The sequence below is a fragment of the Pseudomonas sp. NBRC 111132 genome (assembly GCF_001320565.1).
Classification (GTDB): Bacteria; Pseudomonadota; Gammaproteobacteria; order Pseudomonadales; family Pseudomonadaceae; genus Aquipseudomonas; species Aquipseudomonas putida_P.
This window is the reverse complement of record NZ_BCBI01000054.1, coordinates 27,836-44,646: the sequence shown is the minus strand read 5'-3', so window position 1 is coordinate 44,646 and position 16,811 is coordinate 27,836. Positions and strand designations below refer to the sequence as shown.

Genomic DNA, 16,811 nt, shown 5'->3' with positions numbered 1-16,811 from the left:
TCAATCACCAACCGCTCCAGCGCAATCTGGTGATCCCCGCTGGACAGCCCGTGCACACCGACGATCGCCCCGGCGCGCTTGGCCACCTGCTGGCACACGCTGCGCAGCTGGTCCGAGTCGCCATGGTGGATCACGGCGTCGAACGCCACGTCATCCTTGTTCCAGTCCGCCACCAGCTTGACCTTGGCCTGCAGCTCACGCGGCAGGCGGGCACGCAGGGCCTTGCCCGGTTCGCTGTCAGCCCACACCGCCGAGCTGCCAACGGCCAGTACCGCAGCCAGTTGCGCCAGCAGGTCGGCTTCGTTGTCCGCCAGGCACAGCACGTGCTCGCGCGGCAGGATGGTGTAGCTGTTGCGCTCGCCGGTCGGGCCTGGCAGCAGGCGGGCGATACCGCTTTGCGACTGGCTGGCGAACTGGTCGCACAGCGCAGCCAGGTCAGCCAGCTGGTTGCTCTCGGCCCAGGCCTTCAGACCATGCAGCGGCTTGATCAGCTGTTCGTGCAGGGTGCGGTCTGGCTTGCCTTCGCCGTCCTGCTGCTGGAAGTGGCGGCCAATCGCGTCGGCCGGGCGGGTCGACAGCAGGCGGTACAGGTACAGCGGGCCGCCTGCTTTCGGGCCGGTGCCGGACAGGCCTTCACCGCCGAACGGCTGCACGCCCACCACCGCACCGACAATATTGCGGTTTACGTACATGTTGCCGGCATTGGCGGTTTCCACCACCTTGGCGATGGTCTCGTCGATGCGGGTGTGCACGCCGAGGGTCAGGCCATAGCCAGAGTTGTTGATCTGCTCGATCAGCTGGTCCAGGTTGCGGCGGTTGTAGCGCACCACGTGCAGTACCGGGCCGAAGATTTCACGCTTGAGCTCGTCGAAGCTGTCCAGCTCGATCAGGGTTGGCATGACGAAGGTGCCGCGCTTGATCTCGGCAGCATCGGCAATGGCAACCTGATAGACCGAGCGGCCTTTTTCACGCATGCCCTGGATGTGCTTCTCGATGCCGGCCTTGGCTTCGGCGTCGATCACCGGGCCAATGTCCACGGCCAGGCGGTCCGGGCAGCCCAGGCGGCTTTCGGCCATGGCGCCCTTGAGCATTTCGATCACGCGGTCGGCGGAGTCTTCCTGCAGGCACAGTACGCGCAGGGCCGAGCAACGCTGGCCAGCGCTGTCGAAGGCCGAGGAAACCACGTCGATCACCACCTGCTCGGTCAGTGCCGAGGAGTCGACGATCATCGCGTTCTGGCCACCGGTTTCGGCGATCAGCGGGATCGGGCGGCCCTGGTTGTCCAGGCGACCGGCGACGTTGCGCTGCAGCAGGCGGGCGACTTCGGTGGAGCCGGTGAACATCACGCCTTTGACGCGCTCGTCACCGACCAGGCCAGCACCGACGGTTTCACCGCGGCCTGGCAGCAACTGCAGCACGCCCTCGGGGATGCCGGCTTCCAGCAGCAGGCGCACGGCCTGGGCGGCGATCAGCGGGGTTTGCTCGGCGGGCTTGGCCAGTACCGGGTTGCCGGCAGCCAGGGCTGCGGCCACCTGGCCGGTGAAGATCGCCAGCGGGAAGTTCCATGGGCTGATGCACACCACCGGGCCCAGCGGGCGGTGGGCGTCGTTGCTGAAGTCGTTGCGTGCCTGCACCGCGTAGTAGCGCAGGAAGTCCACGGCTTCACGCACCTCTGCGATGGCGTTGGCGAAGGTTTTGCCGGCTTCGCGGATGAGCAGGCCCATCAGCGGTTGGATCTCGGCCTCCATCAGGTCGGCGGTGCGCTCCAGAATGGCGGCACGTTCGGCGGGTGGGGTGGCCTGCCAGATCGGTGCGGCGTTCAGTGCACACTGGATGGCGTTGTCGACATCGGCGACGGTGGCCTCCTGCACATGGCCCACCACATCGCGAAGGTCGGCCGGGTTCAGCACCGGCACGGCAGCGCTATCGCTGGCGGCGCAGGCCAGCAGCGGGGCGGCTTTCCAGTCGTTGTGAGCGGTGGCCAGCATGGCGCAGGACAGCGACGCCAGGCGGTGTTCGTTGGCCATGTCGATGCCGGCCGAGTTGGCCCGCTCGTTGCCATACAAGTCGCGCGGCAGCGGGATGCGTGGGTGCGGCAGGCCGATGCTGCCTTCCTGGGTGCCCATGCGCTCGATGCTGGCGACCGGGTCGGCGACCAGTTCCTGGATGGAGATGGAGTGGTCGGCGATGCGGTTGACGAACGAGGTGTTGGCGCCGTTTTCCAGCAGGCGGCGTACCAGGTAGGCCAGCAGTGTTTCGTGGGTGCCGACCGGCGCATAGACGCGGCACGGGCGGTTCAGCTTGCCATCGGCAATCTTGCCGACCACTTGCTCATACAGCGGCTCACCCATGCCGTGCAGGCACTGGAACTCGTACTGCCCCGGGTAATAGTTCTGCCCGGCGATGTGGTAGATGGCCGACAGGGTGTGGGCGTTGTGGGTGGCGAACTGCGGGTAGATGGCTTCTGGTACGGCCAGCAGCTTGCGGGCGCAGGCAACGTAGGACACGTCGGTGTACACCTTGCGGGTGTACACCGGGTAGCCTTCCAGGCCTTCGACCTGGGCACGCTTGATCTCGCTGTCCCAGTAGGCGCCTTTAACCAGGCGGATCATCAGGCGGTGGCGGCTGCGCTTGGCCAGGTCGATGACGTAGTCGATCACGTACGGGCAGCGCTTCTGGTAGGCCTGGATGACGAAACCGATGCCGTTCCAGCCCGCCAGCGAAGGTTCGAAGCACAGGCGCTCGAGCAGGTCGAGCGACAGCTCCAGGCGGTCGGCCTCTTCAGCGTCGATGTTCAGGCCGATGTCGTACTGCTTGGCCAGCAGGGTCAGCGACAGCAGGCGCGGGTACAGCTCTTCCATCACGCGCTCGTACTGGGCACGGCTGTAGCGTGGGTGCAGTGCCGACAGCTTGATCGAGATACCTGGGCCTTCATAGATGCCGCGGCCATGGGAGGCCTTGCCAATCGAGTGGATGGCCTGCTCGTAGGACGCCAGGTACTTCTGCGCGTCGTGTTCGGTCAGCGCGGCTTCGCCGAGCATGTCGTAGGAATAGCGGAAACCCTTGGCCTCGAAGCGGCTGGCGTTGGCCAGGGCTTCGGCGATGGTTTCACCGGTGACGAACTGCTCGCCCATCAGGCGCATGGCCATGTCGACGCCCTTGCGGATCATCGGCTCGCCGCTCTTGCCGATGATGCGGGTGAGCGAGGAGGTGAGGCCGGATTCGTTATGGGTGCTGACCAGCTTGCCGGTCAGCAGCAGGCCCCAGGTAGCGGCGTTGACGAACAGCGACGGGCTGTTGCCCAGGTGCGGCTGCCAGTTGCCGGTGCTGATCTTGTCGCGGATCAGCGCGTCGCGGGTGCCCTTGTCAGGGATGCGCAGCAGCGCTTCGGCCAGGCACATCAGTGCCACGCCTTCCTGGGACGACAGCGAGAACTCCTGCAACAGGCCCTGGACGATGCCGGCACGGCCGCCAGCGCTCTTCTGGTTGCGCAGTTTTTCGGCGATGCCGGCTGCCAGCTTGTTGGTGGCTTCGGCCAATGGCGCGCTCAGGCGTGCCTGCTCCAGCAGCATCGGCACCACTTCCTGCTCGGGGCGGCGGTAGGCGGCAGTGATCGCCGAGCGCAGTACCGACTGCGGCAGGATGCTCTCGGCGAATTCGAGGAAGCACTGGTGGCTGTGGTCGGCCTGGACTTCACCGGCATCATCGGCCAGGTTGCTGACATGACCGTTGAGTTCGGTCAGGGTGGCACCACCCTCGAGCTTCTCCAGATAGTTGAAGATCGCTTGCTTGATCAACCAGTGCGGCGTGCGGTCAATGGACTGCGCAGCTGCTTTGAGTCGCTCACGGGTCGGGTCGTCGAGTTTGACCCCAAGGGTGGTCGTCGCCATTTCTTATCCTCGTTATTGCCACGGCTGTGGCCTAAGCTGGCGCCAAGAGTAGCTGTAGGACAATTCGGGTGCAACCAGGTGCAACCCGAATTTTTTCTGAAGAAGGTGCAACTCGTCCGGCAGGCATTTCCACACCTTGAAAAGGGGTGCTTTCGGTGCGTTTTATTCTGAAAAACCGCCTTTTTGCTCCCAAAAGGAGCAAAAAGGCTGCTGTTACGAAAAATGCTCGGCAAGGTGCAACTTGCAAATGAAAAATGGTTGCACCTGCTTTGCGTTGTTGCATAGGATTCGCCGCCTGGGTGCAACCGCCATGGCTGCGGTTGTGCATGAGATAAAAACAAACGCCAGGGCACACGCATGGGCAATCCACTAACGATCACTTTCGTGGTCTACATCGCGGCAATGGTGCTGATCGGCTTCGCCGCCTATCGCGCCACCAACAACCTTTCCGATTACATTCTGGGCGGTCGCAGCCTGGGTAGCGTGGTTACCGCGCTGTCTGCCGGCGCATCCGACATGAGCGGCTGGCTGCTGATGGGCCTGCCGGGCGCCATCTACTTCTCGGGCCTGTCCGAGGCCTGGATCGCCATCGGCCTGACCGTTGGTGCCTACCTGAACTGGCTGTTCGTGGCCGGCCGTCTGCGTGTGCAGACCGAACACAACGGTGACGCACTGACTCTGCCGGACTACTTCTCCAGCCGTTTCGAAGACCAAAGCGGCCTGCTGCGGATCATTTCGGCGATCGTCATCCTGGTGTTCTTCACCATCTACTGCGCTTCCGGCATCGTTGCCGGTGCCCGTTTGTTCGAAAGCACCTTCGGCATGTCGTACGAGACAGCCCTGTGGGCCGGCGCCGCGGCGACCATCGCCTACACCTTCGTGGGTGGCTTCCTGGCGGTAAGCTGGACCGACACCGTGCAGGCTTCGCTGATGATCTTCGCGCTGATCCTGACCCCGGTGATCGTGCTGATCTCCACGGGTGGCTTCGACACCACCTTCGCTGCCATCGAGGCGGTCAACCCGGCCAACTTCGACATGTTCAAGGGCGCTACCTTCATTGGCATCATCTCGCTGATGGGTTGGGGCCTGGGCTATTTCGGTCAGCCGCACATCCTGGCGCGTTTCATGGCCGCCGATTCGGTGAAATCGATTGCCAAAGCCCGTCGCATCTCCATGACCTGGATGATTCTGTGCCTGGCCGGTACCTGTGCCGTGGGCTTCTTCGGTATCGCCTACTTCTCGGCCAACCCTGATCTGGCGGGCCCGGTGACCGAAAACCACGAGCGCGTGTTCATCGAGCTGGCGAAGATCCTGTTCAACCCATGGATTGCCGGTGTATTGCTGTCGGCCATTCTGGCGGCGGTGATGAGCACCCTGAGCTGCCAACTGCTGGTGTGCTCCAGTGCCCTGACCGAAGACTTCTACAAGTCGTTCCTGCGCAAGAACGCTTCGCAGCTCGAGCTGGTGTGGGTCGGCCGTCTGATGGTGCTGGCCGTAGCCCTGATCGCCATTGCCATGGCTGCCAACCCGGAAAACCGCGTGCTGGGCCTGGTGGCCTACGCCTGGGCCGGCTTCGGCGCTGCATTCGGCCCGGTGGTGCTGATTTCGGTACTGTGGAAAGGCATGACCCGCAACGGCGCACTGGCCGGTATCGTGGTGGGCGCAGTGACCGTGATCGTGTGGAAGCAGATCGATACCTGGGGCCTGTACGAAATCATCCCAGGCTTCCTGCTGGCGAGCATCGCCATCGTGCTGGTGAGCAAGATGGGCAGCCCTTCGAAGGCGATGGTGCAGCGCTTCGAGACTGCCGATGCGGCGTACCACGCTGACAAGTAACAGCCGTTGAATTGGCGGCGCCTGCTCAGCGGGCGCCGCCAATCAGCAGCCAGGCCTGACTCCGCCTGCAAGGCAAGGTAAACTTGCCCTCCCCGCAGGAGTTGCCATGAACTATCGTCACGCCTTCCACGCCGGCAACCACGCCGACGTCCTCAAACACATCGTGCTGACCCGCCTCATCGCCCTGATGTCGCGCAAGGAGCAGCCGTTCGCCTACATCGATACCCACGCAGGCCTTGGCCTGTACGACCTGCAAGGCGACCAGGCAACTCGCACCGGCGAGTACCTGGAAGGCGTCGCTCGTCTGTGGAACCGCGATGACCTGCCGGCCATGGCCGACGACTACCTGCGCGTCATCAGGCGCCTGAACGCCGACGGCGAGCTGCGCTACTACCCAGGTTCGCCCGAACTGGCCCGCCGCCTGATGCGCCAGCAGGACCGTGCCCTGCTCAACGAGAAGCACCCCGAAGACGGCCCGCTGCTCAAAGAGAACATGAAGAAAGACCCGCGCGTGGTCGTGCATCTGGGCGAAGGCTGGCATGTGCCGCGTGCCTTGCTGCCTGTGCAGGAAAAGCGCGCGATCATGCTGATCGACCCGCCGTTCGAACAGGCCGATGAGCTCAAGCGTTGCACCAATGCCATGAAAGAGGCGATTGGCCGCATGCGTCAGACGGTTGTGGCCATCTGGTACCCGATCAATGACCAGCGCTCGCTGACCCGCTATTACCAGGACCTGACCAGCACCGGCGCGCCGAAATTGCTGCGGGTCGAGCTATACGTGCACCACCAGGACAGCCCGCAGGGCCTTAATGGTTCGGGCCTGGCCATCGCCAACCCGCCGTGGGGCCTGGAAGAAGAGCTCAAGGAGTTGTTGCCTTGGCTGGCCAAAGAGCTGGCGCAGACGGACGGTAGCTACCGCATGGATTGGCTGATCGCCGAATAATACAGGTTGCCGCGTTGCGCACATGTTTGCGTTATAATTCCGCCCTTTAGCCGCCACCCGCCCAAGAGGCAGCTGGCGCATTTTTACCGAATGAAGAGGCTAATCCCTTGGCATTGACGATTCTTGGCCTGTCCGGCGCCCTTAGCCATGACCCTTCCGCGGCCCTGTACATTGACGGCAAGCTGATTGCCGCCGCCGAAGAAGAGCGCTTCGTGCGTGACAAGCATGCGAAGAACCGCATGCCCTACGAGTCGGCGAAGTTCTGCCTGGAACAGGCAGGCATCAAGCCGTCCGACGTCGACGTGGTAGCCATCCCGTTCGCCCCGATCAGCCTGTTCGGCAAGGCGCGCTGGCACTATGCCAAGCGCTACTGGTACGCCCCGGATCGCGCCCTCGACGCCATCCTGATGGGCAACCGTCGCTACAAGCGCTACCGCAAGAAGATCGTCTGGTGCCTGGAGCAACTGGGCTTCGACCCGAAAAAGGTCAAGATCGAGCCGGTCGAGCACCACCTGGCCCACGCTTCCAGTGCGTACCACTGCTCGGGCTTCAAGGAAAAAACCGCGATTCTCGGCATTGACGGTAAAGGCGAGTACGCCACCACCTTCTTTGGCTACGGCGAAAACGGCAAGATCCACAAGATCAAGGAATTCTTCGACCCGGACTCGTTGGGCGGCCTGTACGGCGCGATCACCGAGTTCCTCGGCTTCGAGATGCTCGATGGCGAGTTCAAGGTCATGGGCATGGCGCCTTACGGCGACGCCAGCAAGTACGATTTCTCGCGCCTGGCCAGCTTCGAAAACGGCGAGCTGGTGATCAACACCGAGTACGCCAACGTCATCGGCCTGCGCCGCTATAAAGAGAAGGGCAAGGGTTTCTACTTCTCGCCGAAACTGATCGAATGGCTGGGCCCCAAGCGCGAAGGCGACATCGCCGACGAGCCGTACATCCACTACGCGGCCAGCATGCAGGCGCTGTTCGAGAAGCTGGCGCTGCAGATGATCGACCACTACCTGGGCGACACCCTGCGTGAAACCGGCAAGCTGGCCTTCGCCGGCGGCTGCGCGCTGAACGTCAAGCTCAACCAGAAGATCATCGCCCGCCCGGACGTGAAGGAACTGTTCGTCCAGCCGGCCTCCGGCGACGCCGGCACTGCCGTTGGCGCCGCAGCCTACGTTTCCCACGCCCGTGGCGTACCGGTCGAGAAGATGGAACACGTCTACCTCGGCCCTTCGTACTCCAACGAGGACGTGATTGCCGCCTGCGCCCGTCATCCGAACCAGCCGAAGTGGCGCAAGCTTGAGAACATGCCCCAGCAGATCGCCAAGATCATGGTGGATGGCAATCCGGTGGCCTGGTTCCAAGGCCGCATGGAGTTCGGTCCGCGTGCCCTGGGTGGCCGTTCGATCATTGGCTGCCCGAGCGTCGAAGGCGTGGCCGACCGCATCAACCACCAGATCAAGTTCCGTGAACGCTGGAGGCCTTTCTGCCCGTCGATGCTCGACACCGTTGCCCCGCAGATGATCAAGGTCGACCACCCGGCGCCATTCATGACCTTCACCTTCGAAGTGGCTGAGGAGTGGAAGACGCGCGTACCGGAAGTGGTGCACGAGGACGGCACTTCGCGTGCCCAGGTGCTCAAGCGCGAGTACAACCCGCGCTACTACGACATGATGAAGGCGCTGGAAGACCTGACCGGCAACGGCGTGTCGCTGAACACCTCGCTGAACCGCCGTGGCGAACCGATGATCTGCTCACCGACCGATGCACTGAACATGTTCTTCGGCTCGGACCTGCAGTACCTGATCATGGAAGACATCCTGGTCGTGAAGGACGGCGCCGCCGCCTATGACCAGCCGCTCTGAACCGCGCATCCTGCAGTTCTGCCATGGTTATGACGGGCCTTTCCTCGACTGCGCCCGTCAGTACGCCAGCCTGTTCCAGGGGCGTGGCTACCAGGTCACCACGGTGTTCCTCACCGGGGCAGCCGACCCGCAGGTAGCGGCCGGCTGTGCGTCGGACGAGGTGTTGTTCCTGGAGTTCAGCTCCAAGGCCGTGCGCGGTTTGAAGCTCGGGGCGATCCGCGCGTTGCGGCGGATCGCGGCCGAGCGCAACTTCGTCTTCTGCATCGCCCACCGCTTCAAACCCATCTACGTGGCCCTGCTGGGTACCGGCCTGCCGGTGATTGGCGTGCACCATGCCTTTGGTGACTATGAGCGCAAGGGCCGCCGGCTGTTCGCCAACCTGTTCAGCAAGCGCCTGAGCCTGCTGGGTGTGTCGGACGCGGTGCGTGACGACATGCGTCGGTGCCTGCCACAGTGGCCGGCCGAACGCATCCAGACCCTGTACAACCGCATCGACATCGACGCCCTGCAAATGGCCCTGGTGCCGCATGCCGAGGCGCGCCAGGCCCTGGGCCTGGATGCGCAGGCGTGGATCGTCGGCAACGTCGGGCGCTTGCACCCGGACAAGGACCAGGCCACTTTGTTGCGTGGCTTTGCCCAAGCGCTGCCGGGGCTGCCGGCGGGTGCTCGCTTGGCTATCCTCGGCAAGGGCCGCCTGGCGGACGAACTCAAGGCCTTGGCTGCCGAGCTCGGCATTGCCGGGCAGGTGGACTTCCTGGGTCAGGTGCCGGATGCGCGGCGTTACTTCCAAGCCTTCGATGTGTTCGCCCTGAGCTCCGACCATGAGCCGTTCGGCATGGTCCTGCTCGAAGCCATGGTCGCCGGCGTGCCGGTGCTGGCCACGGCCTGTGGCGGTGCCCGCGAAGTCGTCGAGGGTGTTGGCGTGCTGTTCCCGTTGGGCGATGCTGCCCAGCTGGCTCAAGGCCTGAAGCACATGGCCACGCTGGACGGCGAGCAGCGCCAGGCTTGTGCCGAGCACATGCTGCAGCGCCTGCATGAGCGTTTCTCCGACCAGGCAGTGCGCGAGGCCTTCTGGCAGCTGCCGCAGGTGCGTGCGCTGGTGGGGCAGGCCTGATGCTCAATCGTATCCAGGCCTTCCGCGAACGCGGTTGGCAAACTGTCGACGCCAAGGCCTATGCCGAGGCATGGGCGCGCTTTGGTGGCAGTGTCGCCACCCATCCGCTGGTGGTCGAGCAACTGGCTGATCTGGCGCAGATCCCGGTGCGATACCTGGGTTGGTATCAGGCCGGTGAGCTCAAGGCCGCCATTCCCACCTGGGGGCACCACCTGGCGCTGGCCAAGGACGTGCTCAAGCGTGCCGGCAAGAAAGCCCTGTTCGACCTTGGCAATGCCGAAATCATCCTGCCGGCGGCGGCCGATGCCGCGGCGCCGTTGCGCCATACCGTGCGTTACCTGTCCGAGCTGAACCAAGGGCGCTTCAGCGGCCTGAAGGCGCAGAAGGAGCAGTTGGCGATGGCCCGGGCGCCCGAAGATCTGTCGAAGAAGTTTCGCTACAACCAGCGCCGCGAACTGCGCCTGCTGGAAGAGGCGGGCGGCGTGGTACGCCCGATCAGTGACTTCGCTGCCCAGGACATCGCCAGCATGTACTGCGACCTGTTCCTGCGCCGCTGGGGCTTTCCAGCCACAGGCGCCGAGCGCATGGCCGATGTGCTGGAGCGCCTGCGCGAGCTGCTGATCGGCTCGGTGCTGCTGCTGGACGGCAAGCCGATTGCCATCCAGTTGGTGTACCGCGTCGAAGCGCCAGAATGGATCAGCGTCGAATACATCAATGGCGGCGTCGACCCTGAAACCAAGGCCTTCAGCCCCGGCAGTGTGCTGAGCTTCCTCAATACCCAGGCCGCTTGGGAAGATGCCCGCGCGCGCAACAAGCCACTGCGGTTCTCGTTCGGCCGTGCCGACCGCGAGTACAAGGACCGTTGGTGCAACCCCGTGCCGGTGTATCAGGCGTGAGCCGCAAGCAGCAGTTGCTCAAGCGCCACCGGCGCAACAAGCGCCTGGGCCTGCTGGTGGGCCTGGTCGCGCTTGTCGCCCTCGGTGTTATCAGCTGGTGGTGGCTGCCACTGCTGCTGTTGCCGCTGCTCTGGGCTGCCCATGAAGCCTGGTTTGCCGACCACCTGTTCTATGCGCCAGGTGAGGACTATGCCTACGACTTTGGCGACCAGGCGCAACCGGTACCAGCCAGCCTGCAGGACGGTCTGCTCAAGGCCGAGTGCGCGCTGCAGGGCGACGAAACCCTGGTGCTTGAGCTGCACGTAAAAAGCAGCTGGCTGGGGCGGTTTCTCGACCCTCGGGTCGAGCTGACCGCTGCCGATCAGGCCGATCGGCAAACGTTCGAGCGTGGTGTCGATGGCGTGCGGTTCCTCAACCTGACTGGCCTGGCTGCGCCGCTGCAAGCCGGCACGATGCGCCTGCGCGGTCGGCATTGCCGGCTGCTGGGCCAGGCTCGGCTGTGGAAAACCCCAGCGGTCGAGCTGCAGCGGCGTCGGGTGATGGTAATCGCGCCACATGCCGACGACGCCGAGCTGGCCGCGTATGGCCTGTACAGTCAGGCCGACGAAACCTGGGTGGTGACCCTGACCGCCGGTGAGATCGAGGCCGAGCATTATCAACAGATGGGCCTGGCAAAGGCTGAGGCCGCGCGTCTGAAGGGCCGCCTGCGTGCCTGGGACAGCATCGCCGTGCCGCGTTGGGCCGGTGTGCCGGAGTCGCGTTGCGTGCAACTGGGTTACTTCTGCCTGCAACTGCCTGCCATGCAGGCCGCGCCCGATCAGCCGGCCGTCTCTCGTGACGCCGAACTCGCCGATATTCGCCTGTTCCGCCAGTTCAACCCGTTCCCATTGCCAGGCGACCGCGATGGTGCGCCAACCTGGCACAACCTGCTGGCCGACCTGCGTGCCTTGCTGGAACTGGCAAGGCCAGAGGTGTTGGTGATGCCGCACCCGCAGCTCGACCCGCATCCCGACCACATCTGCGCTCAGGCGGCAGTGCTGGAAGCCCTGCAAGGCCTGGCCTGGCAGCCACAAACCCTGCTGTGCTATGCCAACCACCTGCATGACAACGACCGCTGGCCTATGGGCGACAGCGGCGATGGTGTGGCCCTGCCTCCGCAGTTGAGCGCTGCGCAGGCCTGGGCACCTTGCAGCCTGGTCCTGGATCGGGCTACCCAGCACGACAAGGCCATGGCCCTGGGCATGATGCACGACCTGCAGCCGCCCGCGCCGTTCAAGCGCCGCCTGCGCCGCTTGTTGCAACGCTGGCTGGCCGCGCGTCGGCCGTCGCCTTATGGGGAGAACGAGTTCTTCCGCAAGGCCGTGCGCCGACACGAACTGTTCTGGCGGCGCGAGCTGTAAGCACGCCCCATGGTTGACCGCGATGGCGCAGAGCGCCCAAGGAAAGCAATGAAAGTCCTATTTCTGGTACAGAAGGAACAGCGGGCGATTCTCGACCGCCTGTACGACGGCGTCGCGGCCAACTGCGAATGCGACCTGCGCTGGCTGACCAGCGAAGACCAACGCAACCTGCGTCGCTATTTCAAGCGTGAAGTGCAGGTCGAACGCTATGACCGCATCGTGTTCTTCCTGCGCTTCAAGCAGGAGATCCGCCAGGTGGCCTTCATCCGTACCGTGCCGAACCTGGTCATCCTCGAGCACGACGCCTACCAGAACTACATCCCGTGCAAGTACACCGGCAAGTTCAGCGCCCATTACCGGCAACTGCCATGGGCCCGGGTGATCAGCTCTGGCTACATGGTCAGCGAACGCCTGCGCCAGGAGGGTTTTGACGCGGTGTTCGTGCCCAAAGGCTACGACGAGCAGTTGCTGACGGACCAGGGGCGTGAGCGCGATATCGAACTGGCCTTCGTCGGCAGTGTCAACAGCGTGGCCTACAGCGGTCGCAAGGCGTTGCTGGACGAGTTGGGGCAGGTCGAGAACCTGCTGGTAACCCGCACCAAGTCGGGTGAGGACTACTGCAACACGCTCAACCGTATCCGTTTTTTCGTCAGTGCCGACGTCGGTATGGGCGAATACATGATCAAGAACTTCGAAGCCATGGCCTGTGGCTGTGTGTTGCTGGCGTACGACCAGGGCGAGGAAGAAAACCGCGCATTGGGCCTGCAGGACATGCACAACGTGGTGTTCTATGACAACATCCCGACCCTTCAGGAAAAGCTCCGCCGCTTGCGCGCGGACCCTGATCTGGCCCGGCAGATTGCAGAAAATGGCCGCCATTTGGCGGTTTCCCGTTTCAGTTTCGGCGCAGTTGGACGTAGCATCGTCGACCACATGCGCCCGGCGCTCAGGCCCCACCCGCCATTGTCTGCATGGCAGCGGCTGCGCCTGAAGCTGGGCATCTAAATAAGAGCTTTCACGCCCAGGAGCGGGTTGTTGAAAGCCGACAGTCGCAATGCGGAGGGAGTCCGGTGCGCTTTTCAAATGAGAGTGACGTCACGCTCGTCGTGACCAGTTGTGGGCGGTTCGATCTGCTCAAAGACACCCTTGAGAGTTTCGATCGCTACAACACCGCGCCCATTCGCGAGGTATTCATCACCGAAGATTCCGGTGACGATGCCGTGCATGCCGCTGTGCCGGAGCACTGGAAGCCGTACTGCAAGGTGTTCGTCAATCGGCCCAAGCTTGGCCAATTGCCGTCTATCGACCTGGCTTACAGCCACGTCAAGACGCCGTACATCTTTCACTGCGAAGACGACTGGCATTTCTACCGCCAAGGCTTCGTCGAAGACTCGCGGGCCATTCTGGAGGTCAGCCCCAACCTGTTGCAGGTGTGGCTGCGCAGCCATGCCCACGACCTGGCTATCCACAGCCCGTACATCCACCTGGGTGATCGCCAGGTAATCGCCGGCGTGCCGTGTTATCCGCTGCTTTCCGAAAAAGCCGAATGGCAGGCATTCTCGCTCAATCCTGGCCTGCGTCGCTTGAGCGATTACCAGCGCTGTGCGCCATTTGCCGCCTATGCTGGAGAGAAGGCGCTTTCCCGACGCTACGCTGAGTTAAATCTGACAGCGGTCACCTTGGAGGGTGATGCAGTCTTGCACACAGGATTCGGTAATCACGTGACCTTGCCCATTGAAGTGGAGCGTAAGGCCAAGCGTCGTCAACGTGATCGGATAAAGCTGGCATTGACGCTGGTGACGGGTGCCTTGATCGGCATGGGTATCACCATTTTTGTTCAATGAAGTCGCTGTCCCACCTGACATGAGCGGGAGAGGGCCCATGAACATCGTCAATATGATGTGGGCGGGTGGAACGCCGTACATGTCCATCCACAAGGTGCATCGGCAGGTGTTGTCGAACGCGGGTGCCGATGCCCGGATCAGTAACTGGCTGCTGCTGGGCAGCGGGCTCTGCTGTGGGCTCGGTTCTACCCGGGAGTGGCACATGCCGTCACGTGCGCTCAAAGGGCGGCACTTGTGGCGCTTGCTTCGCCCGTGGCTGCGCATGCGCTTGCGCAAGGCGCTGGCCGAAGCCAGGGCAGAAATCGTGCTGCTCGACGGTATTGGCGTCGCGCGGCTGGTGCTGCCGTTGCTGCAGAACATTCCCGAGGTGCGCGCCAAGGTGCTGTTCCATGGCAAGACGCGTCTGCACGCCAGCGATATTCGCCTGTTGCGCAGGCTCCCGGCCGAGCGCCTGAGTATCGCAGCGGTGTCGCAGACCTTGGCCGAGTCGCTGGAACGCGATCTGGGCAGGCCGGTGCAGACGCTACGCATGGCGCTCGACCCACTGGCGTTCGTCGAGCCGTTGCTGAGCCGGGACCAGGCCAGGCAGGCGCTGCGATTGCCTCAGGCCGGCGGGGTGATGTTGGGTGCGGTAGGGCGTTTGGTAGAGAGCAAGGGCTTTGAAATGCTGATCGAGGCATTCGCCAAAGCCTGTGCTCGGCAACCGAGCCTGCAACTGGCGATCATTGGCGAGGGGCCGCAGCACGCCGCGCTCCAGGCACGTATCGACGCGCTGGGCCTGGTTGGGCGGGTTCATCTATGTGGCCACCGCGAAGACCTGCAGCAGTTGTATCGGGCCTTCGACTGGCTATTGGTGCCTTCGCGTTCCGAAGGGCTGGGGCTGGTAGTGCAAGAGGCCGTGATGGCCGATGTGCCGGTGGTGTGCAGCGACCTGCAAGTGTTCCGCGAGCAGTTGCGCGACACCGGGGGCTACCTGCCCATTGCCGACGAGAGCGCCTGGGCCGAGGCGATCGAGCGTTGTTCGGCGTTGAGCGCTTCGGCGGTTGCCGCGCAGCAGCGCCAGGCGTTGGCGCCGGAGCAGGCCTGGCAGGCGTTCTGCAACGGCTCGCAGAGCCTGTTGCGCAGCTGACGCTCAGCGCGCCAGCAGGGCTGCCTCGAAGGCGGCGAGGGGGAACCGGTCGCCCAGGTTCTCCCGCTCGATATAGCGCACCATATGCTGCACATTGCGCCGAATCATGCGTGCCGACAGCGGCGGGCGCAGGAAACGCATATCGGCCACGTCGATCAGGCCCAGGCGCTGGTCGGGGGTGACCACCACGTTGCCCAGGTGCAGCGAGCGAAAGTACACACCGCTGAGGTGCAGCTGGCGAATCAGTTCGATCAGGCGTGGCAGGTAAACGTCCCAGCTGAAGCCTTCATCGCGCGACATCTGCAGCAGCGTGCGCCCGGGCAGCGGGCGATACAGCACGGCGGTGCGGCCAGGCAGGTCGAGCTTGTGCTGGCTGATCACCTCGAGGGTGGGGATGCCCAGTTGCGCCAGCTGCGCGGCGTTATCGACAAAGCGCTGGGAGTAAGGGCGCAAAAGCGCAGATGAAATCAGCCGCTTCCTACGAAAAACCTTAAGGAAATTTCCATTCGCGAGCAGGTAGACTTTGGCACCATGGCTGTCTGCCTCAAGCACCTGTGCGCCTTGTGTCAGCTGATCGAAGTCGACCTGGGTGAGCCGGGAGCATTGCATGAATAGAGCCTTGTCGTCTGGCGAGCAAAATGACCGGCAATAATGCCGAAAATAATGCTGTAGCACCATGGATGGTGTCTTTGATTCATCGGGGGAAAGGATGTTGTATCAAAAAAGCTGGGCACGGGCCTGGTTAGGTTTGGGTCTGGTCTGGTTCCTGGCGGCGATTGCCCTGGCACCGAGCAACAAGGTTTATCAGCAGGGGCTGGTGTTGTTCCTGTGGCTGCCGACGCTGGTCTTGGCCTGGTCGGCGCGTGACGTGCTGGTGCAGGCCTGGAAGCGCCAGCCGGCGCTGTGGGGGAGCGTGCTGCTGCTGTTGGCCTGGAGCGGGCTGAGCCTGGTGTGGTCATCTGCGGAAGATGACGGGCGCGAGATCAAACGGCTGCTCTACATCCTGGTGTTCCTGTTGGCTTTCCCGTTGCTCGCCCAGCTTGGCCTGGGCCGTATTCGCCAGCTGTTGCTGCTTGGCAGCGCGCTACTGGCCATTGCGGCACTGGTCTCGATCATCAAGTTCTATGGGTTGCAGCGCATGCCTTTGCTGATGAGGCTGGCGGGTATCGGTGAGATATCCCACCCCATCCTGGGCGCCTATGTCATTGGCTCGGCCGTGCTCTTCCTGCTCTACGAGCCACCTCGGCAACGAGGCTTGCAGCTGTTGTGGCTGGCGGCACTGGCTTGCCTGGGGGCCTTCGCCATGCTCAGCCAGAGCCGTGGGGCGCTTCTGGCGCTGGTGATCACCGTGGTGATGGCGCCGCTGTGGTTCCGTGACCGCCACAGCCGAGTGTTTTCCATCCTCGCAGTCATTGCCACGGGCCTTGCTTTCTACTTGGTGTACGATCTGATCGCCAAGCGTGGCTCGTCGTACCGGCCGGAAATCTTCCATGCTGTGGTGGACATGATTGCCGCGCATCCCTGGACTGGCCTGGGCCTGGGCTCGGCCTACGAGGTGAGTGCGGTTGGCAAGCATTTTGACCATACCCACAACATGTTCACCCACATCGCGGTCGAGATGGGGCTGCCCGGTATGCTGCTGTGGGCCATGGTATGGCTGTTCACGCTGGGTGAAATCGTGCGCGCGCGCGGCACCCTGTTCGGCAAGGTCCTGCTGGGGTTCTGGGTGTATTCGACCCTGGCCATGCAGTTCGATGCTGCCAGCCTCACTGGTACGCCGCGTGCCGAATGGTTCATCAGCTGGCTGCCGGTGGGCCTTGCCATGATGCTGCCATGGGGGCGTGCCGAAAATGACGCCTGTGGTAAAATTTCCGGTTCAACCTGAACAGCGAGC

The 16,811-nt window shown here is 63.5% G+C and carries 12 protein-coding genes; 10 read left to right on the top strand and 2 right to left on the bottom strand.

The features are described 5' to 3' along the window. Nucleotides 1-3,890, bottom strand: a 3,890-nt coding sequence (gene putA / locus APH35_RS22075; protein ID WP_060515518.1) for a trifunctional transcriptional regulator/proline dehydrogenase/L-glutamate gamma-semialdehyde dehydrogenase, incomplete at its 3' end; no start/stop codon positions are given. Nucleotides 3,891-4,247: 357 nt separating this feature from the next. Between putA and putP the strand changes: the two genes are divergently transcribed. The 9 genes from putP to APH35_RS22030 all read left to right on the top strand — a co-directional run bounded on the left by putP (nt 4,248) and on the right by APH35_RS22030 (nt 14,917). Further along, nucleotides 4,248-5,726, top strand: coding sequence for a sodium/proline symporter PutP (gene putP, locus APH35_RS22070; protein WP_060494400.1), 1,479 nt, complete (start codon nt 4,248-4,250; stop codon nt 5,724-5,726). Nucleotides 5,727-5,832: 106 nt separating this feature from the next. Then, nucleotides 5,833-6,669: a 23S rRNA (adenine(2030)-N(6))-methyltransferase RlmJ gene (locus APH35_RS22065; protein WP_060515517.1), complete on the top strand. Its 837-nt coding sequence runs from the start codon at nt 5,833-5,835 to the stop codon at nt 6,667-6,669. Nucleotides 6,670-6,776: 107 nt separating this feature from the next. Next, nucleotides 6,777-8,534 (top strand): carbamoyltransferase family protein, encoded by a 1,758-nt coding sequence (locus tag APH35_RS22060; RefSeq protein WP_012274504.1) that lies wholly within the window; start codon nt 6,777-6,779, stop codon nt 8,532-8,534. Continuing rightward, nucleotides 8,518-9,648, top strand: coding sequence for a glycosyltransferase (locus APH35_RS22055; RefSeq protein WP_060515516.1), 1,131 nt, complete (start codon nt 8,518-8,520; stop codon nt 9,646-9,648). Before APH35_RS22060 ends, APH35_RS22055 begins: the two co-directional genes overlap by 17 nt. Then, entirely contained in the window at nt 9,648-10,544 is an 897-nt protein-coding gene (locus tag APH35_RS22050) for an antimicrobial resistance protein Mig-14 (RefSeq protein ID WP_060515515.1), read from the top strand. Before APH35_RS22055 ends, APH35_RS22050 begins: the two co-directional genes overlap by 1 nt. Then, on the top strand, nt 10,541-11,944 hold the full coding sequence (locus APH35_RS22045; protein ID WP_060515514.1) for a PIG-L deacetylase family protein: 1,404 nt from the start codon (nt 10,541-10,543) through the stop codon (nt 11,942-11,944). The genes APH35_RS22050 and APH35_RS22045 overlap by 4 nt, the downstream gene beginning before the upstream one ends. Before the next feature lie 48 nt (nt 11,945-11,992). Beyond that, a complete protein-coding gene (locus APH35_RS22040) occupies nt 11,993-12,949 on the top strand; it encodes a glycosyltransferase family protein (protein ID WP_060515513.1) in 957 nt (318 codons plus the stop codon). A 65-nt stretch (nt 12,950-13,014) separates the two neighbouring features. After that, entirely contained in the window at nt 13,015-13,788 is a 774-nt protein-coding gene (locus tag APH35_RS22035) for a glycosyltransferase family 2 protein (protein WP_012274499.1), read from the top strand. Between the two features lie 37 nt (nt 13,789-13,825). Then, nucleotides 13,826-14,917 carry a glycosyltransferase gene (locus APH35_RS22030; protein ID WP_060515512.1) on the top strand — a complete coding sequence of 364 codons (1,092 nt, stop codon included), beginning with the start codon at nt 13,826-13,828 and terminating at the stop codon, nt 14,915-14,917. 3 nt (nt 14,918-14,920) lie between these two features. Here APH35_RS22030 and APH35_RS22025 read toward each other — a convergent pair whose 3' ends face one another. Beyond that, nucleotides 14,921-15,526: a hypothetical protein gene (locus tag APH35_RS22025; protein WP_060515511.1), complete on the bottom strand. Its 606-nt coding sequence runs from the start codon at nt 15,524-15,526 to the stop codon at nt 14,921-14,923. Between the two features lie 100 nt (nt 15,527-15,626). On the opposite strand from APH35_RS22025, the gene APH35_RS22020 reads away from it, so the two are divergent. Beyond that, nucleotides 15,627-16,802, top strand: a complete 1,176-nt coding sequence (locus APH35_RS22020; protein WP_060515510.1) for an O-antigen ligase family protein — start codon at nt 15,627-15,629, stop codon at nt 16,800-16,802. Nucleotides 16,803-16,811 lie beyond the last annotated feature (9 nt).